Origin of the sequence: Exiguobacterium alkaliphilum, assembly GCF_018138125.1 — a bacterium.
GTDB lineage: Bacteria > Bacillota > Bacilli > Exiguobacteriales > Exiguobacteriaceae > Exiguobacterium > Exiguobacterium alkaliphilum.
Window position 1 is genome coordinate 113,965 of the sequence record NZ_CP073101.1, and the last position, 25,422, is coordinate 139,386.

General features: G+C 52.5%; 25 protein-coding genes. 11 read left to right on the forward strand and 14 right to left on the reverse strand.

Translation table 11 applies throughout. The features are described from left to right. Window positions 1–26 precede the first annotated feature (26 nt). Entirely contained in the window at window positions 27–1,061 is a 1,035-nt protein-coding gene (locus KB235_RS00650) for a DUF4097 family beta strand repeat-containing protein (RefSeq protein ID WP_211780102.1), read from the reverse strand. Beyond that, window positions 1,058–1,378, reverse strand: coding sequence for a PadR family transcriptional regulator (locus tag KB235_RS00655; protein WP_034805234.1), 321 nt, complete (start codon window positions 1,376–1,378; stop codon window positions 1,058–1,060). Before KB235_RS00655 ends, KB235_RS00650 begins: the two co-directional genes overlap by 4 nt. Window positions 1,379–1,568: 190 nt before the next feature. Between KB235_RS00655 and KB235_RS00660 the strand changes: the two genes are divergently transcribed. After that, a complete protein-coding gene (locus KB235_RS00660; RefSeq protein ID WP_211780103.1) occupies window positions 1,569–3,521 on the forward strand; it encodes an ATP-binding protein in 1,953 nt (650 codons plus the stop codon). A 35-nt stretch (window positions 3,522–3,556) separates the two neighbouring features. On the opposite strand, the gene KB235_RS00665 is transcribed toward KB235_RS00660, so the two are convergent. Next, window positions 3,557–4,354 carry a glucose 1-dehydrogenase gene (locus tag KB235_RS00665; protein WP_034816812.1) on the reverse strand — a complete coding sequence of 266 codons (798 nt, stop codon included), beginning with the start codon at window positions 4,352–4,354 and terminating at the stop codon, window positions 3,557–3,559. A gap of 189 nt (window positions 4,355–4,543) precedes the next feature. On the opposite strand from KB235_RS00665, the gene KB235_RS00670 reads away from it, so the two are divergent. Next, entirely contained in the window at window positions 4,544–5,866 is a 1,323-nt protein-coding gene (locus KB235_RS00670) for a hemolysin family protein (RefSeq protein WP_246514278.1), read from the forward strand. 192 nt (window positions 5,867–6,058) lie between these two features. Further along, the gene (locus tag KB235_RS00675; protein ID WP_034805239.1) at window positions 6,059–7,051 is read left to right on the forward strand and encodes a 5'-3' exonuclease; all 993 of its coding nucleotides are present in this window, start codon (window positions 6,059–6,061) and stop codon (window positions 7,049–7,051) included. 12 nt (window positions 7,052–7,063) lie between these two features. On the opposite strand, the gene KB235_RS00680 is transcribed toward KB235_RS00675, so the two are convergent. Continuing rightward, window positions 7,064–7,864 carry a VOC family protein gene (locus KB235_RS00680; RefSeq protein ID WP_211780105.1) on the reverse strand — a complete coding sequence of 267 codons (801 nt, stop codon included), beginning with the start codon at window positions 7,862–7,864 and terminating at the stop codon, window positions 7,064–7,066. Between the two features lie 104 nt (window positions 7,865–7,968). On the opposite strand from KB235_RS00680, the gene KB235_RS00685 reads away from it, so the two are divergent. Both KB235_RS00685 and KB235_RS00690 read left to right on the forward strand, forming a co-directional pair. Then, window positions 7,969–8,295: a winged helix-turn-helix transcriptional regulator gene (locus KB235_RS00685; protein WP_034805242.1), complete on the forward strand. Its 327-nt coding sequence runs from the start codon at window positions 7,969–7,971 to the stop codon at window positions 8,293–8,295. A gap of 64 nt (window positions 8,296–8,359) precedes the next feature. After that, window positions 8,360–9,367: a S66 family peptidase gene (locus KB235_RS00690; protein ID WP_211780106.1), complete on the forward strand. Its 1,008-nt coding sequence runs from the start codon at window positions 8,360–8,362 to the stop codon at window positions 9,365–9,367. 4 nt (window positions 9,368–9,371) lie between these two features. Here KB235_RS00690 and KB235_RS00695 read toward each other — a convergent pair whose 3' ends face one another. Then, window positions 9,372–10,562, reverse strand: a complete 1,191-nt coding sequence (locus KB235_RS00695; RefSeq protein ID WP_211780107.1) for a helix-turn-helix domain-containing protein — start codon at window positions 10,560–10,562, stop codon at window positions 9,372–9,374. A gap of 61 nt (window positions 10,563–10,623) precedes the next feature. On the opposite strand from KB235_RS00695, the gene KB235_RS00700 reads away from it, so the two are divergent. Then, window positions 10,624–11,874 carry an MFS transporter gene (locus KB235_RS00700; protein WP_246514280.1) on the forward strand — a complete coding sequence of 417 codons (1,251 nt, stop codon included), beginning with the start codon at window positions 10,624–10,626 and terminating at the stop codon, window positions 11,872–11,874. Between the two features lie 22 nt (window positions 11,875–11,896). Here the strand turns inward: KB235_RS00700 and KB235_RS00705 are convergent, their stop codons facing one another. From KB235_RS00705 to KB235_RS00720, 4 genes are all read right to left on the reverse strand, one after another. Further along, on the reverse strand, window positions 11,897–12,193 hold the full coding sequence (locus tag KB235_RS00705; RefSeq protein WP_034816822.1) for a DUF3817 domain-containing protein: 297 nt from the start codon (window positions 12,191–12,193) through the stop codon (window positions 11,897–11,899). Between the two features lie 82 nt (window positions 12,194–12,275). Continuing rightward, a complete protein-coding gene (locus tag KB235_RS00710) occupies window positions 12,276–12,779 on the reverse strand; it encodes a DoxX family membrane protein (RefSeq protein WP_034805257.1) in 504 nt (167 codons plus the stop codon). A 185-nt stretch (window positions 12,780–12,964) separates the two neighbouring features. Continuing rightward, window positions 12,965–13,378, reverse strand: a complete 414-nt coding sequence (locus KB235_RS00715; protein WP_034805259.1) for a pyridoxamine 5'-phosphate oxidase family protein — start codon at window positions 13,376–13,378, stop codon at window positions 12,965–12,967. Window positions 13,379–13,498: 120 nt separating this feature from the next. Further along, window positions 13,499–13,699, reverse strand: a complete 201-nt coding sequence (locus KB235_RS00720; protein WP_016507985.1) for a cold-shock protein — start codon at window positions 13,697–13,699, stop codon at window positions 13,499–13,501. 267 nt (window positions 13,700–13,966) lie between these two features. On the opposite strand from KB235_RS00720, the gene KB235_RS00725 reads away from it, so the two are divergent. Further along, window positions 13,967–15,562 (forward strand): glycoside hydrolase family 55 protein, encoded by a 1,596-nt coding sequence (locus KB235_RS00725; protein ID WP_211780108.1) that lies wholly within the window; start codon window positions 13,967–13,969, stop codon window positions 15,560–15,562. On the opposite strand, the gene KB235_RS00730 is transcribed toward KB235_RS00725, so the two are convergent. Together KB235_RS00730 and KB235_RS00735 are read right to left on the reverse strand one after the other, a co-directional pair. Further along, window positions 15,526–16,032, reverse strand: coding sequence for a flavodoxin domain-containing protein (locus KB235_RS00730; protein ID WP_034816827.1), 507 nt, complete (start codon window positions 16,030–16,032; stop codon window positions 15,526–15,528). The genes KB235_RS00725 and KB235_RS00730 overlap by 37 nt on opposite strands. 101 nt (window positions 16,033–16,133) lie before the next feature. Continuing rightward, window positions 16,134–17,783, reverse strand: a complete 1,650-nt coding sequence (locus tag KB235_RS00735; protein ID WP_211780109.1) for a glycoside hydrolase family 13 protein — start codon at window positions 17,781–17,783, stop codon at window positions 16,134–16,136. Between the two features lie 113 nt (window positions 17,784–17,896). Between KB235_RS00735 and KB235_RS00740 the strand changes: the two genes are divergently transcribed. The 3 genes from KB235_RS00740 to KB235_RS00750 all read left to right on the forward strand — a co-directional run bounded on the left by KB235_RS00740 (window position 17,897) and on the right by KB235_RS00750 (window position 21,015). Further along, window positions 17,897–18,676 carry an AraC family transcriptional regulator gene (locus KB235_RS00740; protein ID WP_211780110.1) on the forward strand — a complete coding sequence of 260 codons (780 nt, stop codon included), beginning with the start codon at window positions 17,897–17,899 and terminating at the stop codon, window positions 18,674–18,676. Window positions 18,677–18,759: 83 nt separating this feature from the next. Continuing rightward, entirely contained in the window at window positions 18,760–20,100 is a 1,341-nt protein-coding gene (locus tag KB235_RS00745; RefSeq protein WP_211780111.1) for a globin family protein, read from the forward strand. A gap of 18 nt (window positions 20,101–20,118) precedes the next feature. Then, window positions 20,119–21,015: a class F sortase gene (locus tag KB235_RS00750; RefSeq protein WP_211780112.1), complete on the forward strand. Its 897-nt coding sequence runs from the start codon at window positions 20,119–20,121 to the stop codon at window positions 21,013–21,015. 45 nt (window positions 21,016–21,060) lie between these two features. Here the strand turns inward: KB235_RS00750 and KB235_RS00755 are convergent, their stop codons facing one another. The 3 genes from KB235_RS00755 to KB235_RS00765 form a co-directional block, all read right to left on the reverse strand. After that, the gene (locus KB235_RS00755; RefSeq protein WP_021068048.1) at window positions 21,061–21,768 is read right to left on the reverse strand and encodes an ABC transporter ATP-binding protein; all 708 of its coding nucleotides are present in this window, start codon (window positions 21,766–21,768) and stop codon (window positions 21,061–21,063) included. After that, window positions 21,768–23,405: an ABC transporter permease gene (locus tag KB235_RS00760; protein WP_211780113.1), complete on the reverse strand. Its 1,638-nt coding sequence runs from the start codon at window positions 23,403–23,405 to the stop codon at window positions 21,768–21,770. Before KB235_RS00760 ends, KB235_RS00755 begins: the two co-directional genes overlap by 1 nt. Window positions 23,406–23,539: 134 nt before the next feature. After that, window positions 23,540–24,610, reverse strand: coding sequence for a Fe(3+) ABC transporter substrate-binding protein (locus KB235_RS00765; RefSeq protein ID WP_211780114.1), 1,071 nt, complete (start codon window positions 24,608–24,610; stop codon window positions 23,540–23,542). Between the two features lie 228 nt (window positions 24,611–24,838). On the opposite strand from KB235_RS00765, the gene KB235_RS00770 reads away from it, so the two are divergent. Next, complete coding sequence (locus KB235_RS00770; protein WP_211780115.1) at window positions 24,839–25,411, forward strand: TetR/AcrR family transcriptional regulator; 573 nt, start codon at window positions 24,839–24,841, stop codon at window positions 25,409–25,411. The last annotated feature ends 11 nt before the right edge of the window (window positions 25,412–25,422 follow it).

Below are 25,422 nucleotides of genomic sequence, written 5' to 3' on the forward strand. Positions count from 1 at the left end.
GTGAAGGGCTCACGCGCGAGTCTTTTTCATGCTTGTTCAACGGTAATGCTTCCGTTCGAGCTCGTCAGTCTAAGTTCAACCGAACCGTCCCCATACGTCCGCTCGTTCGCCCGGTCCCCGAACAACTCGACTTTGCCATTGTTCGTTTTCGCACGGATGACGGCGTCACGCGGCTCACGTTTCAACCGAACATCGATGCGCCCATTATTCGTCTTCAGGCGGACTGGGTGCTCGAGCGCATCAATCGCATAGTCGATCCGACCGTTCGAGGTCTTCGCCTCGACAGTGCCTCGTACGTCATGGATATCGAGACGTCCGTTCGAGGAGTGGACCTCTAATCGATCGACGCTCGAGGTGCCTACTTCCACGCGCCCGTTCGATGAATGGGCATGTAACGCCTGACCGCTCATCGCCGTGAGACTGACTTTCCCGTTCGAGGAGCGGAAAGAGCCGCGCTTCGCATTCACGGTGTGAACCGTGATGCTTCCGTTCTCGCTCTCGACTTCGACCGATGCCGCATCTAGGTTTCGCAAGTCGCACGAGCCGTGACGATTTTTCAAGACGACTTGCTCATACGCATGACGGGGCAGCTCGACGTGGAGCACCGGGGCCTTCGTCACCGCCCAGGCAAACAAATTCGATAGACCGAAACGACGCTCGGACTCGATTCGGATTTCCAAGGTGTCCCCGACGATATTCATCGTCACCCCGTGGTCCCGTTCCGTCTCGAGCGTGGCGTAGGCAAAACCGTCATGCGACGGAACGACGCGGACGTGTGCTTGCAGGACGTCGATGGAGACGTTATGGAACGCCACGTTCTGACTTTTGACGACGGTCGGCTCTTTACGACTGACTTCAGAAGAGGACTCAGTCGACCCAAGCAGCTCACCGGCTAACGTCTCTGGCCGCCCAAGCTCCTCAATCATCGCTGCGTCCGTCTTCCCGTCTGCCCGTCCGTTCGCAAAGTACTCGGACACGTCACGCAACATATCGACTCGTTCGATGACGCTCACCCCGGTAAGTAATCGTTCGAGCTCTCCCAAATACTGTTCTTCTGTCATACGTCGTCTCCCCCTTTAATCAATTCGTTGACGCCTGTTGTGAACAATTCCCACTCGTTTCGTAACGCCTCTAAATGCATCTTCCCTTGGTCCGTGATCGTGTAATACTTTCGCGGCGGTCCTTCAGCCGACTCTTTCAAGTACGTCGTGAAGTAGCCTTCGGACGTTAGCCGCCGAAGGAGCGGATAGACCGCACCTTCCGAGATGGATACTTTCGCCGAAATGGCTTGGACGAGCTCATAGCCGTAACGGTCGCCTTGTTCGACGAGCGCGAGCACACATAAGTTGAGCACGCCCTTCTTAAATTGAGGATTCATCATCCCGCCTCCTCTACTATATATTAAACAATAGCCCATCGTTCACTATTGGTCAATGAATAATAGTGAATTTCCGAGAATTTCTTGATTGGTGGCAATGGCTGGTTGAAATCTGTACAATGAAGGAACGAACCAGACAGGATTTTGTCACAGATGGAATGCACGTAGTTCCAGGAAGGAACGGTCTATTATGAAAGCATGGATTGACCAGCGGATCGGAAGACAGTTTTTATTCGTCTTCTATTTATTCATCGGACTGATCCTCCTTACCTCACTTGCCGTGTACGTCTATACGGAAAATCGAATTGAACAGACGACGACCTCGCTCGAGAATGTCAGCGAACGCAGAACGAATGCGACTGAGTTATTCGAGACGTGGCAGTCCATGCAATATGAGATGCGCGGCTACGTCATCCTCGGTGACGAGGAGATGCTCACCCGCGTCAAAGATAAACAAGCATTGATTGAGACGCAGACCGCTTGGTTTGAAGCGAATGCGGTCACTGAAAAAGAGAAAGTGTATGCGAGCGACGCTCGGACGCTCTTCTCGGCATATCAGGAACGTGTCATGCCGAGCCTAGAGCGCTATGTCGTAGCGAAACGTACCGGTACGGTCACCGAGCCGTTTTTGCAGATGCCGACACTCGGCAAGGTGACGCCGCAAGCGGAACCACCGGCAGACCGGAAGTTTAAAATCAATTCGAAGAGCGCCGCGGATATGAGCGCGAGCATCGTCGACATGGAGTCCGTGTTCACGGAATATCGAAACTCATTGAACGATGAGGAGAACATGCTTCGTGAGCAACTTGCGACACATACGAAGTGGGCGCAAGTACTCTGGTTGTTATCCCTCCTCGCCGTCCTCCTCGTCCTCTTCATCGCCGCCCGTCCGTACGTTCAGCGGTTGACCGGTCAGCTCCAAGACTTGATCGTCAACAGCGGTCGACTTGCGGATGAACAAATCGTGCCGATGCAGTGGGCCTCGTCTCGAAATGAGGTCGGCCAATTGACCGACTCGTTTCGTCAAATGGCCTCTTCGCTCGCGATGCAGCGTCATCAAGTCGAAGAGGAACGTGAAAAGACGGCCCGTCTGCTTCACTCGATTCGAGATGCTGTCATTTATGTCGAACATACGACGAACGAGAAGATGGCGAACCAGGCGCTATTCGTCATGTTCAATCAAGCCATCACAAAACGAAACGAGATGGACTTATATCGACTCGACGCCGATTTAGAAGCGCTCGGACTTCAAGTCGACCAAAAAGACGCGTTCTTCTCGTTCATGCGCCATGCGTTCGAAGGTGAGGGCATGGAAGAGAGCGTGACGTTCTCGATGAACCAAGAAGCACGCTTCATTCAAATGTATGCCGAGAAGATTCATTTACGGGGCACGCGACACGGCACGATGCTCGTCTTCCGTGACGTGACACAAGAGACCGAAGTCGACCGTCTGAAGACCGAGCTCGTCTCGACGGTGTCCCACGAGTTGCGGACACCGCTCACGAGCATCATCGGCTTCACGGAACTGTTGCGCTATCGGAGCTTACAGCCAGATCGCGTCGATCAGTATTTAGGGATGATTCATCAAGAGACGCTTCGCCTTGAGGACTTGATTTCGAATCTGCTCGACGTCCAGCGCATGGAGTCTGGTCAACAGGCGTACGAGTACCAACCCGAACGCCTGCATGACATTTTGTCCGAAACGATTGCGCTACATCAAGGCGCGAGCCAACACCATGCGCTCACGCTCGAATGTGATACGAATCTCCTCGTTTATGGGGACCGGAATCGGTTGAGTCAACTGTTCACGAACTTGCTGCACAACGCGATTAAATATTCGCCGGACGGGGGGAAGGTTGCCGTCTGCGTCACGCATGATCAAACGGACACGATTGAGATTTCGGTTCAAGACAAAGGCATCGGAATACCTGAATCGGCGATTTCCAAACTGTTCGATAAATTCTATCGTGTCGACAACTCGGCCAGCCGTAAAATCGGCGGCACCGGTCTCGGTCTTGCCATCTGTAAAGAGATTGCGGAAGGGCATGGCGGATCGATTCACGTCGATTCACGCGTCGGTCATGGCTCAACATTCACCATCACGTTGCCAAAGTATGTAGCCGAAGACAAGATGAGTAGCTAACAAAAAGGGGTCCGCATCGCGCGAACCCCTTTTTCTTATTGGACTTTGTTTTCAGGGCCAAACGACGGATAGAGCGAAAGGCCACCGTCGGCGAAAATCGTCGTACCAGTCACGTAGGATGACTCGTCTGACGCGAGCCATGCGGCGACCGCCGAAATTTGTTCCGGACGACCAATCTCATGCGTCGGGATGAGCGCCTCGAGCCCTTTCTTCTCTTCCGGGTCTTGCATCGTCTCTTCGTTGATCGGTGTATCGATCGCACCTGGTGCGATGGCGTTCACGCGAATCTTGTTCGGTGCGTATTCGAGCGCGACCGATTTTGTGAACATCTTGACGCCACCCTTACTCGCCGCATAGTGCGTATAACCTGGGCGGGGGATGACTTCATGCACCGACGACATGTTGATGATATTTCCTTGAATCTCGTGTTCGACGAAATATTTCAACGCGGCACGCACACCGAGGAACGTGCCCGTCAAGTTCGTATCGATAATCTTCTTCCAATTGTCGAGCTCCATCTCGTGCGTCTTCGCTTCGACTTGGACACCGGCGTTGTTGACGAAGATATCCATCTTCCCAAACTCAGAGACGGCTTTCTCGATCATCTTCTCGGCGAGCCCTTCTTCCGCGACGTCCCCTTTTACCGCGACCGCTTTCCCGCCACTCGCCTCGATGCCACGAATGACTTCGTTCATCTCGTCTTCGCTACTCCGATAGTTCAAGACGACATGGACGCCTTCTTTCGCATAGCGCTCGGCGACGGCACGCCCAATCCCTTTCGAACTCCCCGTGATGACCGCGACTTTCCCTTTTAACTCTGGATAGTTTGCCATACTGTTCCCTCCTTCAGCTTCTCGCTTTGTAGTTCCCTCATTCCCCTCTTGTCGAAACCTCCCGACCTTGATTTTGAATATTTAAAGTAAATCCACTATACTGAAACAAACTACTCGTTTTCAGGAATTGCCTGAAAGACGTACAATCTTACTTCAATGGAGGTGACTCCCCGATTTTTGGGGGAATTTTTGGACAGTCCCACGTTACTCAGTTTAATCATCGTTGCCTTGCTCATCTTCTTGACCGCGTTCTTTGTCGCTGCCGAATTTTCAATCGTCAAAGTGCGGGGCGCACGACTCGACCAACTCGTTCTTGAAGGAAACAAGCGCGCCATCGTCGCAAAAAAAGTGATTGAGAATCTCGATGATTCCCTTTCCGCGTCTCAGTTCGGCATCACCTTGTCCGCGCTCGGCCTTGGGTGGATCGGCGCCGATCAAATCGAAGGGATGATGGAACCGCTCGTCAACGTCTTCAACGTCTCGGCGACCACTTCGACGTTCTTGTCATTTTTAATCGCCTTCTTGTTGATCGCCTTCTTACATGTAGTTATCGGTGAACTCGTCCCGAAGACGCTCGCTGTTCACGAGGCCGAGAAGTTGACGCTCCTCGTCGCACGTCCGCTTTACTGGTTCACGAAGATTATGTATCCGTTCATCCGTGTGTTGAACAGTTTGGCCCGGCTCACGCTTCGCTTGTTCGGTGTCCAGACGACCGCTCAAGAGACGGCGCATTCCGAGGAAGAACTGAAGATTATCATGACGGAGAGCTTCAAGAGCGGGGAGATTAACGAGAACGAGCTCGCCTACGTGCAAAACATCTTCTCGTTCGACGAGCGCGTCGCGAAAGACGCGATGGTGCCGCGCATGAACATGGTCACGATTGACGAGGAAGATTCGATGGACTCGATTATCGCCACCGTCCAAGAGCACCAATATACGCGCTATCCGGTCACACGCGACGGCGACCGGGACGACGTGCTCGGCTTTGTGAACGCGAAGCAGTTGTTCACGGCCCAACTCGCGAACAGTGATGCCCCGTTCGCGACGTTCATCCATCAACTGCCGCTCGTGACCGAGTTCACCCCGCTCCAAGAAGCGATGGTGAAGATGCAAAACGCACGGACGATGATGTGTCTCGTCATCGATGAATACGGCGGCACGGCCGGCCTGCTCACGATTGAGGACATCTTAGAAGAAATCGTCGGCGAGATTCGTGACGAGTTCGACCGCGACGAACAGGCCGAAATCATGGAAGTCACCCCGGGGCACTATCGCCTGTCCGGCCTCGTCCTCACACAGGAAGTCGAGGAACGGTTCGGGATCGAGATTGAAGACGACGTCGACACGGTCGGCGGGTTCGTCTTGTCACAAAAAGCGAACGCCCGAGCCGGCGAACGCTTCGTCCTGCCCGGTGATCACGAATTAATCGTCCGTGAAGTCGATAACCACCGCATCGTCTTCGTCGACTTGATTCTCGCCCACAGAGACGAGATTCAAGCTGAAATCGATTGACGCTTCCACTTGCCTTCCCACTCCACGTCGGGAAGGCTTTTCTTATGCGCTCAGAACTGTCGCTATATTTTCATGTCCTGTCGTGCTATACTGCACATATGTTGCTTATTTGAGTGCACGCCACTCATTGACACAACATCACCGAGTTATTCACGATTGCTCGGTCCAACAACTACAGAAAGAAGGTTACGCATGGAACGTAAACTATTTTTAATTGACGGTAACTCCATGCTGGCCAGTGCCTACTATGGTGCCGCCGCGAGCCGAACGAAAAAAGGACGCGAGGTATCAAAAAACGATCGGAGCGCCGTCATCGGAATGACCGGCCTCATCCGGACGATTCTACGCAGACATCGTCCGACCCATTTTGTCGTCGTTTGGGACGTATCACGTGAAACATTGTGGCGTCGGGAACTTTATCCCGGTTATAAACGCCGCCGTCGCCAAACACCGCCCGAATTGAAGGCTCAAATGGAACTCATGCGCCAACTCCTTGAAGAGAGCGGCATCCCGCAATATCAAGTCGAAGGCTATGAAGGAGAAGATTTGATCGCCCACATCGCGCGGAAGTTCAGCTGTAGCGCACCTGTCGTCATCATGACGAAGGATAAAGATTTGCTTCAGCTCGTGAGCCCACGCATCACGGTTTGGCTTCAAACTCAAGAACTGCAACAGATGCAGGCGCGTTGCGACATTAAAGACAACCGCCCGCTCCCGCTCAAGCGACATCTCGAGATTCGCCCTGAGGAGATTGCAGCACTCTATGAAGGCTTGAAGCCGAAACAACTCTCAGCCGTCAAGGCGTTGACAGGAGACCGTTCTGACGGGATTCCTCCTGTGGCCGGACTTGACGAGAGCCAGTCGGTAAAATTGATTAAGCGATTCGGTTCGCTCGAAAAATTGTATACGGCACTGAGCGTCAAAGGCGACAAACGACAACAAATCAACGAAACGATCGCGGCACTGACGTCAGAGGAAGTGCCCCGTAACTTGAGACGCACCCGTAAGAAAGCCGAGCGCAACATGGAGCTCGTCCGTCTCGATGTCACGGTGCCACAGCTTGAACATTTGAAGCTCGCTCATCTCGAGCTTAGCATCAACCCAAAACGAGTCGAGCAAGCGTATAAAAAACGCGGGCTTCGCCTCTCGTTCGATTCAGGCCAGAAAAAAATGACAGCACGTTAAAAAGCGCGGACATCAGTCCACGCTTTTTATATTGACCGTAATGCCGTCTGAATCGGTGAGCGACCATTCGCTCGTCGTCCCACCGAGCGCTTCGTTCGTCGCCGCATCGACGAGCAGTGTCCACGCCTCGATGCCGGCCTCTTCGCCCATCGGCATGCTCGGTCGCGCCCAAACGTTCGTGCCGACATGATGATGATAGCCGTCGGCCGCCAAGAATAAGGCACCCGGATAAGAGTCCGTCGTCACCGTGAAACCGAGGCGATCCGCATAAAATGAACGCGCCGTCTCGAGAGAACGAACTTTGAAATGCACGTGGCCCATCGTCGTCCCGGACGGCAGTCCCGTGAACGGGCGATCGGCCGCCGCTTCGAGCATCGATTGATAGTCGACAGGATCCGTCGACATCTTCACGTGCCCGTTCGGCTCATATTCCCACTGGTCACGAGGTCGGTCGGCATACAGTTCGATGCCGTTCCCTTCTGGATCGCTCAAATAGAACGCCTCGCTCACCAAATGGTCCCCTTGCCCGACCTCGATGTGACGACTGATTAAATGATGGAGCACTCGGCCGAGCTCGATTCGGTCCGGTAGAAGGATGGCGAAATGGAACAGGCCAGCCGCTTGACGATTTGGTCGCGCGCCTTTCACTTCATGCAAGATGACGAGCGGCGTCATTTCCGTGCCGAGCGTCACGTACCCGTCTCTCGTGTCGAGAACGTCCATCCCGATGATTTCTTTATAAAAAGCTTGCATCCTGTTCAAGTCGCTGACGCGCAACGTGACAGCACCTAATTTGATATTTGTTAGTTTCATGTTCTTCACCTCTCTTTTGAGTATACCCGCTAAGTGAAATCGACAGAAGACGGCACAAAAAGGTGGTATAGTTACGTAAAGGATACTATGAAGGAGAGAACGTTGTGACGAAAATCTCAAGTTGTGAAGTCGATACGGCGCTCGAACTGATTACGGGCAAATGGAAGCCGTCGATTTTACTCGCCCTCATTAACGGAGGCACACTCCGGTTCAGTGAACTGAAACGCGCGCTTCCGAACATCAGTCAAAAAATCCTGACGGCCCAACTCCGTGATTTAGAAGAGCACGACATCATCATCCGGACCGTCTATCCGGAAGTGCCGCCGCGCGTCGACTATCGATTAAGCGAATACGGACGGACGCTCATCCCGGTGCTCGAGACGATGAACGCGTGGGGCATCCGTCATGCGGAGCATATGCGTCAAAAGTGACTTGTCCACATGTGGATAATCCGATTCCACACTTCATTCCACTACTTATCCACAGGAGGCCTTTATGATTCGTTATCCCCAACTGACCGGCAGAACGGTCGGTGTCACGGCGCCCTCATCCGGCATCCCGACCGAACTTCACCATCTACTCCATGAAGCGGAGAAGACGTTCAACCGTCATGGTTTCACGTTACGCTTCCAGCCGTCGAGTTGGACGCAGTCAAACGCCAAGTCGGCGCCTGCCGACGTCCGCGCGAGTGAGCTGACGTCGTTGTTTCAAGACGAGACGATCGATTTGATTATCCCGCCGTGGGGCGGGACGCTATTGATTGAAATTCTAGACCGTATCGCTTGGGACGCGCTACCGGCGAAATGGATGCTCGGTTATTCCGACGTCAGCTTATTTCTATTCGTCTATACGTTAAAAACCGGCATCGCCTCAGCGCATGGGACGAACCTCGTCGACCTTCGCGGCGAGGAGTGGGACGAGACGAGTTCACGTTGGCTCGATGTCGTCTCGGCAAAAGAAGGCGAGACCGTCATTCAACGCGCTTCGGAGCATTATCAAAAGGAATGGCAACACGGGAACCCGACTCCGCACATCTATCATTTGACCGAGACGACCGAATGGAAAGCGATGGGCGGCACCGAGGCGACAGGGCGACTGCTCGGCGGTTGCATCGACGTCTTGTTGCATACAATCGGCACGCCTTATGGCGACATCCACACGTTCCAACGCGAGCATTTGAACGGGGAGCCGATTCTTTGGTACTTCGAGAACGCTGAGTTCGATGTGCCCACACTCAAACGGACCCTGCTTCAAATGAAGTGGGCCGGTTGGTTCGATCATACGAGCGGAATTTTGTTCGGCCGAAGCGAGGCGCAACAACCGGTCCAAGGCTATACGGCCGAAGACGTCTATGCCGAGCTTCATGACATGCTCGACGTACCCGTCATCTATGACATCGACTGCGGGCACGTGCCGCCACAACTGACGCTCGTCAATGGCGCGCACGCCTCGATTCAAGTCGAGGATGGGAAAGGAACACTCATTCAAACGTTCAAGGGCTGAGTCATCAGCCCTTGATTTTTTTCATCATCGAAGTAAGGTGGCTCCGGAAACGACCTTCCGGGAATAAACCGACTTCTCTTTCAATCAACGGTATCCACTCATCCCCACAACCGTGACTCGTTCCAATTAACAATCCCTCGAAGTAAATGGCTTGGTCGACAAAACCATGCTTCGCCCACTGATCATGGTGCTCCAACAGCTTCAAAAACGACTTCCGAGCTACTTCTGTCTCACCGGTCAGTGCGAAATAGACACCTTTACTCATCTCGAATGCGGCAATGAACTCTTCATTCCCCGCTAATAATTGGTCCATAACCGAAATTTGCTGTTTTAGAAGGTCTGTTTTCCGATAATCAATTGCGTAGAGCGCCTCGGTCATCGCGACACGTATTTTCATTGATACATCCCCTGTAAAGGCAGTGTATTGCTTCGCTTTCTCTAGCGCACTTAAGACTAAATCCTCATCTTTTAAATACAGGGCACATATCGCGATGACACGATATACATCGTCCACACGATAGTATATCTTTGTCCGTGTCATATAATCGAGTGTATCTTCAAGACGACGAATCGCACCTGGCAAATCATCGTCATACAACATATTCCGGAACACCATCAACATACTGAACTCAACACGCGTCTTCGTTTTCATGCTCCTCAAATCAATCAATTCAAGCATATCAATGCGCTCAATCGCCTCGTCAAAACGATTCCACATAAGCAGATAAAAGGCTTGGCTGATGCGCGCCATAATCAGTTCCTCTTTCTCCTCGAACCGCTCAAACACCGCAATTGCCCGATCGTATAGCTCAAGCAGTTTTTGTTGCTCTCCATTATTGAACATCGTGTCCGCGAATAAAGTATAAGCTTTCCCTTGCCATACCGAGTTCATCTCGTCTTCTAAATAAGGACGAAGCGCTTGTTGGACGTCTTCATCTTTCCATGATTGGAGCGTCCCTTGTGTCGATTCAATCTCCTCGACGATTTTCTGTAAATCTGCTTCTCGCGCATCGACAAGCAGCGACTGTACCGGCACGTCTAGTCGCTTCGCAATCTCGCGTAGGCTGCGCATCGACGCCTCCGCCTTGCCGTTCTCAATCATACTGAGCATCGATTTCGTGATGATGCCTTCTGCGAGCTGGCTTTGGGTCAACTTTTTTTCTTTCCGTAACGCTTTAATCTGTTGTCCAATCATAGAGCACCTCTTTAAAAAAGTTAAATTAAATTGAACTTTATAGTAAAGGAGAATGATTCTGATGAACACATCACCAAACTTGTACGTCTTGTTGCTCGGGAAATTCATGTCGCTGTTCGCTTCGAGCCTGTTCACGTTCGTCGCCGGCTTGACCGTCCTGACGACGTCAGGCTCCGGACTCCAGTTCGCGCTCGTCCTTCTTTTTGGCACGTTGCCCCGCGTCCTGTTATCCCCGCTCGCCGGTGTCTATGCCGATAAACTGAACCGCAAGCGTGTCATCATCACGATGGAATCGTTGAGCGCGGCCTTGTTCTTTCTCGCAGGCGCTGCGAGTCTCGTTTGGACGTTCGGCGTCCCTGTCTTCTTGATTATCACATGTCTGCTCTCTATCGTCTCGACTTTCTTGTCGGTCACGCTGTCGAGTTCGATTCCTTTTCTTTTTGATAAAGACGAACTGCAACGTGCCAACTCGCTCATTCAAAGCGTCGTCTCGATCTCGAGTATCGGTACACCACTGTTGGCCGGGGCGTTGTTCCTCCTTCTACCGATCTCAGCGTTTCTGTTCAGCTCGTCACTGCTCTTTATCATCGCAGCTCTCTTCGCCTCCCGGCTCACCTTTCAATCATATGAAAAAACTTCCGCCGATCATTCGACGTGGGAAGACGTCCGTTCCGGTTTCCGCTATTTGAAACGGCAGCGCGTGCTGTGGACGTTGACCGTCCTTGCCGCACTGCTCAACTTTTTCTTCGTCGCTTCACAAGTGTTATTTCCGATTGTCGCCTTGCAAGAAATCGGAACGAGCCCGCTCCAGTTCGGTTTATTAGAAAGCATGTTCGCCGTCGGCTTTTTAGTCGCCTCGCTCGCCCATGCATTACCGATATTTGCGATCAAGTATCGCCTCGCGACAGTCCGAACGTCGCTCATCGTCATGAGTTGCCTCTTTATCGCACCGGCCGTGCCCGTTTATTTTGACTTCTCGATTACACCGGCCATCGTTTTTTTAACAGCTTTCACGCTGTTCAGCGGCTTTTTCATCATCCGGGTCAACATTCCGATGCAACTGTATTTACAAACGAATACAGAACCGAGCTACCTCGGTCGGGTCATCGGTGTGCTCGAATCACTCGCGATGGGCATCACGCCGCTCGGTTTCATCTTGTTCGGCGCCTTGAGTGAATGGGTATCGGTCACTTTCCTCTATACAGTCTGCATGGTCTGCCTGCTATCGATCACGCTGCTTGCGATGTATCGGATCCGTCACGACATCGCTGCCGAAAAAGCAGCTGTGTCAGCAGACGCGGAAAGTGCATGAACGCCAAAAGACATCGAACCGCTCAGTTCGATGTCTTCTCTGTTGAAGGTAAAATTCGTTTTTCGAGTAGGAACGGTCCGAACGGGATGACCGACGCCATGACCGCGAGGACGAGCACTTTGAAACTCCAGCGGAAGCGCCACGCCATGTAGACGGCAGCCGCGACGTACGCGACGAACAAGAATCCGTGCGCCGCACCGACGATGCTGACGGCGAGCGGCATACCCGCTAAATACTTGAGCGGCATCGCGATAAACAATAACAATAAGAACGACATGCCTTCCGTATATCCGAGCCATTTAAACTGTGTAGCGTTCATTTCTGTTCTCCTTTGCAATCCATGCTATGTTCATCGTAGCCGAACAACGAACGGTTTGTCACAGGAGAATGTCAGAAAGTCGTCACGCTATTTGACGATTTGGTGAACGATGCATGACTTTCGTTTCAACGAACTTGCGAAGGAACAACCCGTCGATCCCGATTTTCCCAGCGTTGTAACCGGCGACGAGGATGAGGACCGAAACGATGAGCATCGTCGGGTTCGTGCTGACCGTACCTGAGAGCAAGAACGCCATGTTCATGACGAGACCGAAGAAAGCGGCGCTACGAGTCAACGCTCCGAGCAAGAGGCCAAGACCGACCAAAAACTCACCATACGGGATCAAGATGTCAAACAACGCTGCGTTCGGAATCGCGAAGCCTTCGAGGAAGGCGGCCCACCAACCGGCCACCGCCGGATGGTCGCCCGTCGCGAGCGACGCTGCGTTTTGAAGATAGCCACCAGATGCGAAGTCGCCTGTGATTTTTCCCCACCCGGCCGTGAGCCAGTGATAACCGAGCCAAATCCGAAGTACGGTCAAGATGCCGGTCGCGATGTTGTGGTTTTGCCAAAACTTTGTGAACATGATAATACCTCCTTGTTATGTGGAATGATGACTTATATGTGATTACATTCACAATATACCACTCATGTTCAGTTTTTCACATACGTTATGACAATCGTTCACCGTTCGTCCATATGTGTGTCATAAGTCAGTCACTTTTTGGAAATTCCACAAAAAAGACGCCCGTTTGGACGTCACGTCGACCTTTATAACTGAACTTCTTGCGGTGGTTGCCCTTTCTTATTCATGACCCGCATCGATTGTGGCGTCACTTTCAAGATGACAAGTTTCGGATCATCCGGACCGTCGAACCAACCTTCGAGCTTCTCGTTCCACACTTTTTCTTTCATCGACTCGTCGTCCGACACGGTCGTCTCCCCTAAAATCTCTAAATACGTATCGCCGACACCGTCGCCATCGTAACCGATTAAAATATGTGTATACGGATTGTTTTTCAACTCGTCGACTTTATCTGTGTCTTTCGAGGTCGCGGTATAGAGCGTCAATTCATCGTGGAAAAATGTCATGTAGCGGCTATGCGGCTTTCCTTTATAGACAGTCGCCATCGTCCCTACGTTGCTGTGATTCAAAATATCTTTTGCCGTTTGCAATGCATCCATTTCGAATACCCTCCTTGTGATTGTCACTCGTATACTCTTCCCCGGAGGCACGCGATTAAACACAAAAAAACCTGCCCGCAGATGCGGACAGGTTGTAAAATTCCTTAAAGTTAAGGAAGATTAGATTTTTTCAACGTTAGAAGCTTGTGGTCCACGAGCTCCGTCAGTGATTTCGAAAGTTACTGCTTGGCCTTCTTCAAGTGTCTTGAAGCCGTCGCCTTGGATTGCTGAGAAGTGTACGAATACGTCGTCTCCGCCTTCCATTTCGATGAAGCCGTAACCTTTTTCTGAGTTAAACCATTTTACTTTACCTGTGTTCATAATGAACCCTCCTGAAATAAACGCTGAGCGTTATAGTAGTGCCTTACTAGAAAAAACTGACCAAAAAAAAGCACAAACCTCTGGGATTATCTTAAAACGAAAAATAATCCAAAGCGTTTGTGAATTATGTTTCCAGCTATTCTTAATTAAGCACATATGTAATATACCACGGACAAATGCTTCTGTCTACTAAATACTTCGGTTTGCTAAAAATACTTCGAAATCGGGTACAGTCAGAGGGAAGTCATCACGAGGAGGAGACAGACCATGGAGGCCATTAATCGATCGAATCCCCACGCCACGATTCGCGCCAACTCTGCTTATGCGGAGGAATCTTTATGGACGGATACGCTCGCTTGGCATGAAGCGACTCGCCGCGAGTCCTATCCGCATCAACATCATACCGAACCGTCACGTCTTCCATTGACCGAACGAATCGTACCGGTGACGAACGCCCTTCCCCTCGAAGTGGCAGACGATATGGTGCGCCCCGTTTGGATGAGACGACTGGACGCGGAATATTTGAATCTGACACAAGCAACGACACACCAAGTCGATGTGACCGAGTACGGGGCCGTCGGGGACGGGAGGACCGACTGCACGCTCGCCTTCCGGCTCGCCCTTCGTTCAAATCGGCGCGTCCACGTACCAGCCGGGACGTACGTCGTCCGAGGGATTCGAATGCCATCGAACTGCGTACTCGTAGGGGCCGGACAGGACAAGACCGTGATTAAGCTCGCCGACGGGGCCCCGAAACATCGACGTCTACTCCGGAATGCGACACCGTTCCGTGGCAACCACCATATCGAAGTCGCCCATCTCACGCTCGATTGGAACGTCGATCGCCTCGGCGACGTCGAACGGACGTCGAGCGGCGATACGGCGTCGAGTGCGTTGACGTTCGCCCATGTCACGTTCGGCTGGATTCACCATGTGACGGCGAAGAATGCCGGCTTGCACGCGTTCGACATCACGGCGCCCCACTACCACTATCTTGGGGACGGCCTACGGGCGGCGAACGGGAGCCGTTACGTTTGGCTCGACCGATGCGAGGCGACCCATTACGGGGACGATGGGATCACGACCCATCACAGCGACGCCATCTATATCACGAACTGTTATTGCCACCACCCGCACGGTCGAACGCACACGGCCGGTTTTTCGAATTCGAACGGGATTGAGGTCGATGACGGCTCACGTCACGTCGTCCTCGTCAATAATTTGACCGAAGGCTGTTTCGGCGGGATCGAGGTGAAGGCGCACGCCACGTCCTCGGCCGCCCATGACGTCCACATTTTCGGGCACGTGTCGTATCACGACAACCGTTCGTATAACTTCCGCCACATCGGCCACCATTTGGCGGACGACCCGGACTCGAAGACGGCCCGGTTCCTCTCCGGGACGAACCTCGTCTCCATTGAACCGGTCCGGTCCGGCTTATACGAAAAGTCCTCGCCTCGCAGTCTCGTCATCTCCGCTTATCAAGATGTGTTCATCAACGGGTTCACCGCACTCGGAGACACGGCCTACGACTACGAGGCCCAACCGGCACTCGCGATTCAATACAAATCGCGTAACGTGCGTTTGAAGCGGATCACGGCGAGCGGATTCACATCGGCCCGTGCCGACATCGAACTGTTCGGCGGGGCGAACCATACGGACCGTGTCTCGATTGAAGACGTGTCCTGCCGTCACTCGGCTCCGATCGCCATTAAAATCGGAGGACGGCTTTCGACGGTCTCGCTTCATCGAATCGAGGGCGAACAAAAAGGAGGAGATGCACTCATCTCCTCCCAAAGTCCACTCGACACCCACGACGTGTTCGCTTACGGATTCTCAGAACGGGTGCGGAGCGACGCTTGAGCCGATTCGACGAGCTCGTCGAGCATCGCTTCGTCCAAATTGAGCGAACTTACTGTTTGTTTCGCCATCATCCGGACGATCGCCTTGTCGAGGAAGCCCATGCGTTCAAAGTCATACCCGCTGCCCACGACTTCGACGAAATAGGCATGCGCCCGTAACGCGTCCCGATAAGCCGCTTCAAGTTCCCGTTTGCGTTCCGCGGCGGTCGGGGTGCCGGCACACAAATAGAGTCCGAGCGGGCGTTTCAACAGTTCCGACTCGTTGATGTGAAGCCAAGCGGTCATCTCGTCTTGGATTTTCCCCATTCGGATTGAGCTGCCGACGATGACGTGATCCACGCCCGCCCAGTCTACGTCAGGCCGTTCGACCACATCCTGAACGTGGACGTCCCCCGGTAATCGGTCCGCCAATAGACGTGCGACCTTTTCGCTCGTCCCGTAGCGGCTTGAATAGGTGATCAATGTCTTCATCTCGTTTCCCCCTTTCGGTCAGGTCATAGTATCCTATTCCCGAAAGAACGCGCGAGACGTAGCAGCATCAAAAAAACTCGCCTCTAAAGGCGAGTTTTTTGTCACACTTTATACACTTGTGCCTCGTACGGGCGAAGCGTGAACGGGGACACGGGTTCCATGTTTCCGATGACGCGTTCGTTCACTTCAAACGGGAGTTCCCGCACTTGCTCCTCATCCGAGAAGTTACACAGGACGAGCCATGTCTCACCTTCGTACGTCCGTGTGAACGCATATACCGCCTCGTCGTCTGGTAAGAGCAGTTCATACTTCCCGTAGACGACGACCGGGTTCTGTTTCCGGAGCTGAATCAACTGGCGATAGTAGTGGAAGAGCGAGTCCGGGTCTTTCCGGGCCGCTTCCGCATTGATGTCGACGTAGTTCGGGTTGACGTCAATCCAAGGCGTCCCCGTCGTGAACCCTCCTTGCGCCTCAGCCGACCATTGGACCGGCGTCCGGGAGTTGTCGCGTCCACGCTCGTGGATGCCGCGGAAAATCTCTTCATGCGTGAGCAGTCCGTTCGACGTGTAATCGCGATAGGCGTTGAGCGTCTCGATGTCCCGATACTTGTCAATCGCATCGAAGGCGACGTTCGTCATCCCGAACTCTTCCCCTTGATAGATATACGGCGTCCCTTTCAACATGTGTAAGAGCGTCGCGAGCATCTTCCCAGACCGCACGCGATATTCTGCCGAATCGTTCCCGAAACGGGAGATGGCACGCGGTTGGTCATGGTTGCTCCAATAAAGGCTGTTCCAGCCTTCCTCGTCGAGCCCTTCTTGCCAACGCGAGAAAATCGTCTTCAAATCAGTCAACTTCCAATCGGTCGGGTTCCACTTCCCAAAGCTCCCGTTGCCGACGTCGACGTGCTCGAAATGGAATACCATGTTCAACTCGTTCCGATCTTCAGCGGTATACAGTTTCGCTTCCTCGACGCTCACGCCCGGCATCTCGCCGACCGTGATTGTGTCGTACTTCGAGAGTACTTCCTTGTTCATCTCCTGCATGAATTCGTGAATGCGTGGCCCGTTAAAGAAGAACGGTGTCCCGTCGCCGTAACCCGTGCCCCGCGTCTCCCCGTCCGGATAGCTCTGGTCTTTCGAAATCATGTTGATCACGTCCATCCGGAACCCGTCGACCCCTTTATCGAGCCAATACGTCATCAAGTCGTACACTTCACGACGAAGCGTCTCCGACTCCCAGTTGAGGTCCGGTTGTTTCTTACTGAATAGATGCAAATAGTACTCATCCGTCGCCTCATCATACTTCCAGGCGCTGCCGCCAAAGAACGCCCCCCAGTTCGTCGGAGGCTGTCCGTCCTTGCCTTTCTTCCAAATGTAGTAGTCACGATACGGATTGTCTTTTGACGAGCGAGATTCCATGAACCAATGATGTTCGTCCGACGAGTGGTTGACGACGAGGTCCATCATGATTTTGATGCCGTGACGATGCGCTTCCTCTAACATCGCATCGAAGTCTGCCATCGTGCCGAACTCGTCCATGATGGCGCGATAGTCGCGAATGTCATATCCGTTGTCGTCGTTCGGCGAATCGTATACCGGCGAGAGCCAGATGACGTCGATGCCGAGCTCTGCTAAATAAGACATCTTCTCGGTGATGCCCGGGATGTCCCCGACCCCGTCCCCGTTCGAATCGTTAAAGCTGCGCGGATAAATTTGATAGACGACCGCTTCTTTCCACCATTGTTTCATGTTCATCCTCCTCATACGTTCTGTCGCCTTCATCGTACCGTCTATTCGAACACATGGCTATCCATGATATGATTGAAATATGAACGATTTTGCTATTAAGAAAGGAAGATTCGATGGAGATCGGCTTTTGTGGCTATTCTTATCACACTACATCCTATACTTTTCCGTTTCCAAATCAACTTGAGACGTATTTGATTCGGTTGCAGACGGAGGGGACGGCCCGCGTCGTCATCAACGGTGAGACGTATGCGGCACGCCCTGGGGACTTGTTGCTCGTCAGGCCGGGCGATGATTACGCGCTCCACGTCGACACCCCGGCGAGCGGCGACTATCACTTGTTTTGTTTAGGTGCCCCGCTCGATGCCTGGTGGGAAGAAGCGCCCCGTCAGACGATGACGTCCATTCCGATTGATGCACGCATGCTATCGCTTTGGCAACACATCACAGAAGAGGCGCGGCGTCCTGCAATCGACCAAGATGAGCGGATTATCGAGACGCTCGTCCAAGCGCTACTCTTCATGCTTGACCGGGCGATGCATGAGAATCGGATGAATACGCGGCCGCCCGTCGTCTCCCGCATGATGCGCTATATCGAAAGCCACGCGACGGACGACTTTAAAGTCGCGGACGTCGCCGACGCGGTCGGACTGAGTGTCTCGCGCATGGTGCATCTCTTTAAAGAAGCAACCGGTCTGACCATCATCGCCTACGCTCAGTCGATTCGCCTTCAACTCGCTGAAGAACAGATGCGTTACACACAACACTCACTTGAACAGATCGCCGAACAGTCCGGCTTTCATTCGTATCCGTATTTCCATCGAATCTTTAAACGAAAATATGGCGTCGCACCAGGGGTTTATCGCACACTTCAACAAAAAAACGAAAATAAATAAAAAAAGAGTGATCCATTTTTTGAACCGCTCCGTTAGATGGGTGTAAACAACGACAACACTCACAAAACAAAGGAGCGATTCACATGAAGAAGAAAACAATGAACAAGATTGTAGCACCGGCATTAGCGTTAGGCTTACTCGTCCCACTCAACGCCCAGGCGGCAGATCACGCACCGACAGCGAGCACACCGGCCGGTGACCTTCGTGCGACACTCGACCAGTTGCTATCTGAGCACTATGTCTTAGCGGTCACATCGATGATGAAAGCATACGACGGAGCAGCAGACGCTGAAGTGGCGATGAAAGCGCTCGACCAAAACGCACTCGACATGACACCTGCCATCGCATCGATTTACGGTGATGAAGGCGCGGCCCAATTCGAAGAAATCTTCGCCGGCCATAACGACTACTCGGCAGACTTCGTCGAAGCAGCGAAGTCAGAGGACCAAGAGCTCCGCGCTGAGGCAGAAACAGAAGTCGACGAGTTTGTCGAAGAATTCTCGACATTCCTTGACGCCGCGACAGAAGGTAACCTTCCTAAAGATGCAGCGGCTGACGTCCTCGAACTTCATGAAGAACAAGTCCTCTCTGTATTCGACAACTACGTAGCAGGTGACTACGAGTCGGCATACATGACGTATCGTGAAGGATACAAGCTCATGTTCGACATCAGTAAAGCCCTCTCAGGTGCGATCGTCACACAAATGCCTGACAAGTTTGATTCACCAGCCGACACACCGGCCGTCGAGCTCCGCTCAACGTTGAACAGCCTTGCAGGTGAGCACTTCGCTCTCGCCGCAATCGGCATGCAAAAAGGATACGACCAAGCAGAAGACTTCGACTACGTGAGCTGGGCGGAAGACCAGAACACACTCGACTTCAAAGCAGCCATCGCTTCTGTATACGGTGACGAAGGCGCAGCGCAGTTCGAGAAAGTATGGAACGGCAACCACATCACAGCCCAAGGTGACATTGTCGCTGCCACACTCGAAGGTGACGAAGCGAAAATCGAAGAAGCTCGTATGAAGCTTGACCAGTTCGCTGTCGACTTCAGCACATTCCTCGATGCAGCAACAGAAGGCAACTTGCCACAAGCTGCCGGTGAAGAAGCAATCAAACAACACGAAGCACTCGTGCTTCAAACGTTTGATCAATATGTAGCCGGTGATGCAGAAGCAGCTTGGATGTCATTCCGTGAAGGATACGCGTTCATGTTCGGTGTCGGTGAAACACTCGGTAACGCGATCGTGACACAAATGCCTGACAAGTTCCACGAAACAACAATGCCTGAAGAAATGCCTGAAACAGGTCTCGGTGGTGCACAAACACAATCGATGAACACACTCTACGCTGGCCTTGCTGTCCTTGGCGGAATCTTACTCGCCTTCGTCACACTTCGCAACCGTAAAGTATCTGAACAATAAGAAATAAGGAGGGAGCCCATGAACAAGCGCCATTTGTTTCTGGCGCTCTCTCTCTTTTGTTTTGGCTTCTGGACGTGGACGAGCGCCCAAGAATCGTCGTCACCACCTGTAGAAGAAAAACAAATAGAGGAGAGTCCAGATTTATCGGCTGAATTCTCACTTCTACAGGAAGAGGTGAAGAAACTTCGGCTCGCAGTGGAAGAAGAAAGTGCTAAGGCAGTGACCCCGGTCACCATCCAAATCCCAAAAATTAACGTCGATACCGCCATCGAACAGGTCGGCTTGCTCGAGAACGGTCAGATGGGTGTACCGGCTGACGAAGATCAAGTCGGCTGGTTCGAACCTGGCGTCAAGCCCGGAAGTAAAGGCAATGCCGTCATCGCCGGACACGTCGACAGCAAGACGGGGCCCGCCGTCTTTTACGAGCTCGACCAACTGAAGGCAGGCGATGACGTGACGATTATCGACGAGAACGGCAAAACGTTGACGTTTCGTGTCACCAAAACAGAGAGCTATGATACGAAAAACGCACCGATCGAGGATATCTTCGGGGCCACGTCGAGCCGACAGTTGAATTTGATCACGTGTTCCGGCACGTTCGGTGACGGCGGTTATGACGAGCGTTTCGTCGTCTATACCGAGCTTGTCGATACCGAGATCAATACCGAAGTTGAACTCGACGCACCGACGAGCGTCGAACTCCGCGGGAACTTACTCACGTGGCACGCCGTCCGTGACGACACTGTCATCGGCTATCGCGTCTATGAAATCATCGACGGTGAAGCGACGCATATTGAAAGTATCCCGTCGCACGCCCGGAAGAGCATCGAGGTCACGAACGAGCAGGCAACTTATTACGTGACAGCGATCGATCAACTCGGGAATGAATCGGGTCCTTCTAAACAGACGAAGTAACCACAAAGAACCCGCAGACGATTTATGTCTGCGGGTTCTTACGTTCTACACAAAACACGGAATCTGCGGGTTGAACGTCTTGTTGTTCTCCGTCATGATCTGTTTTTTGATTTTGCCTTCACCAAGATAGACGATACGGTCGGCGAGCGCCTCTGCGTCCTCTTCATCGTGCGTGACAAAAATCGTCGTCGTCCCCGTCTGTTTGAGGAGGCGGCGCAAATCGTCCCGAATCCGATGTTGGAGCGACGTGTCCAAGTTGCTGAATGGCTCATCCAAGATGAGGAGCGACGGTTTCGGTGCGAGCGCACGCGCGAGCGCGACACGCTGTTGCTGTCCGCCACTGAGCTCATACGGATAGCGATGACGGAACTCGGACAGGTTCACGAGCGTCAACATCTCTTCGACACGCTCGTTTCGCTCTTTCCGGCTCAATTTATGCAGACCGAAGCGGATGTTCTTCTCAACGGTCATATGTGGGAAGAGCGCATAGTCTTGGAACACCATCCCGACACCACGCTGTTCAGGCGGCATGAACTGGCAATCGTCGCAACAGACACAGTCGTTGACGACGACGACGCCTTGATTCGGCATCTCAAGCCCTGCGATGAGGCGTAAAATCGTACTCTTCCCAGAACCACTGTCACCGAGAAGCGAGACGATTTCACCTTTCGTGATCGAGATGGAGAATCCTTTAATCGTTTCGGCTTGCGCACCTTTATAGCTGAAGTGTAAATCGTTGATTTGAACAAACATTAGTCGGCCTCCTTATCAAGCACCTTATGGAACACAAAGATCAACAGTCCGCTCATGAGCACGATGACGATCGAGGCGAGCGCGGCCTCATGTATCTTCTCGTCACTGACATATTTGAACGCCTGTGTGGCGAGCGTCGAAAAATTGAATGGCTGCAAGAACAGCGTCAGCGGCAATTCTTTCATAATATCGATAAAGACGAGGATGAACGCGCTCATGATGGCCCCTTTAATCATCGGGATATCGACCCGGAAGAACGTCTGTACCGTCCCCCACCCGAGCATGCGCGACGCTTCCGTGAACGACTTGCCGACTTTCTCAAATCCACTCTCGATCGAGTTATAGCCGATGGCGAGGAAGCGGATGACGTAGGCGAAGATTAGCATGATGAGCGTCGTCCTGAACACGAACGTCTGGCCTAAATCCAGGGCGAGCGCCACGTTCAACACCCACTCATCAAGCAGCAAGAACAACGTGATGACGGCGATGGCGATGGCCGCTCCCGGAATCGAATAGCCGAGCGTCGTCACTTTCGAAATGACGCGTGTCATGTTCGACGGGAACAGGCGCGTGTAGTTCGCGATGATGAGCGCGAACACGAGAATGATCACGGTCGCAATGAACGCTACGCTCACCGTGTTCCAAACAAGGCGGAAAAACTCGGCCGTAAACACTTGTTCGAACGTTAATACCGTCCAAGCGACGAGTTGCACGAACGGAATGAGGAACGCAATCCCAAAGATGGTAGCCACATAGCCGAACACGGCGTAACGATGCCATCCATTCAGTTGTCTCGGTTTGAGCGGCTTCACTTTCGTCGTCGCATAGCTGAACTGTTTCCGGCCACGAACGAGCCGTTCCATCGTCAAGATGGCGATGACGAGAATCATGAGCGTCCCGGCCAGTTTGAGTGCCGAGGACGTATCTTTCATCCCGAACCACGTACTGAAGATGGCCGTGCTGAACGTCTGAATCCCGAAGTATTTGACGACCCCATAGTCGTTCAACACTTCCATCAAGACGAGGCTGACCCCGCCGATGATGGCGACGCGCGAGATCGGAATGACGACGGTGAAGAAAATGTCCCACGAGCCGCGGCCGAGGATGCGGGCGTTCTCAATCATCGAGGACGATTGGTTGTGCAGGAAGGCCCGTGTGATTGTATAGATATATGGATACAAGAACAGCGTGAAGATGAACACCGTTCCTTGAATCGTCATAATGTTGAAATACGTCTGGTCGACTGTGATGCCGAACTCGTTCCGAAGCGTCGTCTGGATGACGCCCGTGTAGTTCAAGATGCCGTGATACGTATACGCCCCAATGTAAGGCGGGATAGCGAGCGGTAAGATGAGCGCCCATTTGAAGAACCGACGGAACGGAAAGTCATACACCGTGACGAACCACGCCAGGCTCGTCCCAATGACAGTCGTCAACAGGCCGGTCGCGAGCATGATGAACAGTGTATTGCGCACGTAAGTCGGCAACAAGTACTCGCGAATGTGTTGCCAGTTCTCATTGACCGGTGCGAACAGCTCGACCAAGACGACGACGCCTGGCAGGACGATAAACACGAGCGCGATAAAGCTGAGGATGGCCCATCCATTCAGTTGTCGTTTCAGCGCGTACCAGTTCATTCCGTACAACTCCCGTTCTTTCGTTCAGTCACTTCCTGTCCCATCATATCAGGTTCAACGCTCCCGTTGTACCGCTAGCATGTCGAGAAACGCAAAAATCTTCGGCCTGAACGCACGTTCAAGCCGAAGTCTTCTTATTTCCAGCCCGCTTCGTTGAAGAGACGGATGGCTTCTTGTTGGTGTTCTCCAAGTGCCGAGAGGTTGATGTCCTGCTCTTTGAACTCACCCCATGATTTGAGGAGTTCGTTCGGTTCAACCGACTCGTTGACAGGGTACTCATAGTTCGCGCTCGCGAACTGTTCTTGTGCTGACGGGTCAGACATGAACTCCATGAGTTTCTTCGCGTTGTCTGAGTTCTTCGCTGCTTTTGTCATTGCGATTCCTGAGATGTTCACGTGTGTTCCTGTCGTGTCTTGGTTCGGGAAGAAGACACCGAGCTCTTCAGCGACTTTCTTCTCTTCCGCGTCTTCCGAGTTCAACATGAGTCCCATGTAATATGTGTTCATGATAGCGACATCACCTTCGCCGGCGACGACTGCCTTCGCTTGGTCACGGTCATTCCCTTGTGGATCGCGTGCAAAGTTGTTGACCATGCCTTTCGCCCACTCTTTTGCCTGGTCGACACCGTTCACTTCGATGAACGAAGCGAGGAGCGAGATGTTGTACATATTCTCAGACGGACGGACGAGTACTTTGCCATTCCATTGTTCTTCTGTGAGTGCTTCATACGTTGACAAGTCTTCTGGTTTCACACGGTCTTTTGCATAGACGATGACACGTGCCCGTTTCGTGAGACCGAACCATTCTTTATCCGTGTCACGGTATTTTTCCGGGACGTTCGACTCAAGCACATCGCTATCGACCGCTTGCAGATGTCCCGCCTCTTTGGCTTGATACAAGTTCCCTGCATCCGCTGTGATGAAGAGATCGGCTTCCGTGTTGTCGCCTTCTGTGTTCAAACGCTCGAGCAACTCATCGCTCTTCCCTTCGACGACGTTGACTTTCACGCCCGTTTCTTCTTCGAACTGCTTGTAAAGCTCTTTATCGACATCATAATGACGGCTCGAGTAAACATTGACGACTTTTGACTCTTCCGCTGTCTTATTATCGCTTGAAGTCGTCGTCTCTTCCGTGCTGGCGCAAGCCGCAAGAAGCGATGTTGTGAGCGCAGCCGAAAGGCCGAGTGCCATGTACTTTTTGTTCATTTCATAATCCCCCACTTATTCATCTCTATTGTTGGTAATGATAATTACTCTCAGTTACTATCATCACTGATAATCATTCTCACGTCAACCTTTTTTTGAAATCGTTTACAGTAGTTATAGATTTATAACTTAACAGTTTTAACGTCATCATGTCTTGACTTCAAAATGACTACCCCCCTATAGTGGAAGAGAACAAACCGTCTGGTCGGTACAGAAAGGAGGCGTGACATGACAAACCGATCACTGATCACGAAACAGAAATTGTTGGATGCAGCGACGGATATCATCATGGAACATGGTGTGCATCACCTGACATTGGACGAAGTCGCCAAGACGGCAGGTGTCTCGAAAGGTGGTCTCCTGTATCATTATCCATCCAAAGAAGCGTTGTTGACCGCCATCGTCGAACGGCTCCAAACCGAGCAAAACGATTTGTACGAATCGCTCCAAGCCGATGGCAACGGTCCCGTCGAAGCGTTCGTGCGTCTCTTTGACGAGACGAAACTTCATCCCGAGCGCTCAGCCATCCACATCGACGCCGAGAAGATGATTGCCTTTTTGACGCTATTTGCTGTCGACCAGGAGTACGCCGAACGGTGGAAGCACGACCTCGACACGTTCTTCGCTCAGTTTCAACAGACGAGCGACCCCGTCGAGACGATGATTATCCGCTATGCGCTCGAAGGCATGATGATGTCCGAGCACTTTAACGTCGGCGTCGCCCCACCTGCTTTAAAACAAGACATTATCGCTCGCTTGATCGAGCGAGCCCAGAACATCGATTCGGGTAAAACAGACTAATCTATTAGAGG

Coding starts and splice junctions, on each gene's coding strand:
- KB235_RS00740 (WP_211780110.1), top strand. CDS start 17,897: ATGGAGATCGGCTTTTGTGGCTATTCTTATCACACTACATCCTATACT.
- KB235_RS00725 (WP_211780108.1), top strand. CDS start 13,967: ATGGAGGCCATTAATCGATCGAATCCCCACGCCACGATTCGCGCCAAC.
- KB235_RS00715 (WP_034805259.1), bottom strand. CDS start 13,378: ATGGATGCATTGCAAACGGCAAAAGATATTTTGAATCACAGCAACGTA.
- KB235_RS00690 (WP_211780106.1), top strand. CDS start 8,360: ATGATTCGTTATCCCCAACTGACCGGCAGAACGGTCGGTGTCACGGCG.
- KB235_RS00660 (WP_211780103.1), top strand. CDS start 1,569: ATGAAAGCATGGATTGACCAGCGGATCGGAAGACAGTTTTTATTCGTC.
- KB235_RS00665 (WP_034816812.1), bottom strand. CDS start 4,354: ATGGCAAACTATCCAGAGTTAAAAGGGAAAGTCGCGGTCATCACGGGG.
- KB235_RS00735 (WP_211780109.1), bottom strand. CDS start 17,783: ATGAAACAATGGTGGAAAGAAGCGGTCGTCTATCAAATTTATCCGCGC.
- KB235_RS00680 (WP_211780105.1), bottom strand. CDS start 7,864: ATGAAACTAACAAATATCAAATTAGGTGCTGTCACGTTGCGCGTCAGC.
- KB235_RS00675 (WP_034805239.1), top strand. CDS start 6,059: ATGGAACGTAAACTATTTTTAATTGACGGTAACTCCATGCTGGCCAGT.
- KB235_RS00750 (WP_211780112.1), top strand. CDS start 20,119: ATGAACAAGCGCCATTTGTTTCTGGCGCTCTCTCTCTTTTGTTTTGGC.
- KB235_RS00755 (WP_021068048.1), bottom strand. CDS start 21,768: ATGTTTGTTCAAATCAACGATTTACACTTCAGCTATAAAGGTGCGCAA.
- KB235_RS00765 (WP_211780114.1), bottom strand. CDS start 24,610: ATGAACAAAAAGTACATGGCACTCGGCCTTTCGGCTGCGCTCACAACA.
- KB235_RS00710 (WP_034805257.1), bottom strand. CDS start 12,779: ATGTTCACAAAGTTTTGGCAAAACCACAACATCGCGACCGGCATCTTG.
- KB235_RS00770 (WP_211780115.1), top strand. CDS start 24,839: ATGACAAACCGATCACTGATCACGAAACAGAAATTGTTGGATGCAGCG.
- KB235_RS00720 (WP_016507985.1), bottom strand. CDS start 13,699: ATGAACACAGGTAAAGTAAAATGGTTTAACTCAGAAAAAGGTTACGGC.
- KB235_RS00700 (WP_246514280.1), top strand. CDS start 10,624: ATGAACACATCACCAAACTTGTACGTCTTGTTGCTCGGGAAATTCATG.
- KB235_RS00705 (WP_034816822.1), bottom strand. CDS start 12,193: ATGAACGCTACACAGTTTAAATGGCTCGGATATACGGAAGGCATGTCG.
- KB235_RS00650 (WP_211780102.1), bottom strand. CDS start 1,061: ATGACAGAAGAACAGTATTTGGGAGAGCTCGAACGATTACTTACCGGG.
- KB235_RS00730 (WP_034816827.1), bottom strand. CDS start 16,032: ATGAAGACATTGATCACCTATTCAAGCCGCTACGGGACGAGCGAAAAG.
- KB235_RS00745 (WP_211780111.1), top strand. CDS start 18,760: ATGAAGAAGAAAACAATGAACAAGATTGTAGCACCGGCATTAGCGTTA.
- KB235_RS00760 (WP_211780113.1), bottom strand. CDS start 23,405: ATGAACTGGTACGCGCTGAAACGACAACTGAATGGATGGGCCATCCTC.
- KB235_RS00655 (WP_034805234.1), bottom strand. CDS start 1,378: ATGAATCCTCAATTTAAGAAGGGCGTGCTCAACTTATGTGTGCTCGCG.
- KB235_RS00695 (WP_211780107.1), bottom strand. CDS start 10,562: ATGATTGGACAACAGATTAAAGCGTTACGGAAAGAAAAAAAGTTGACC.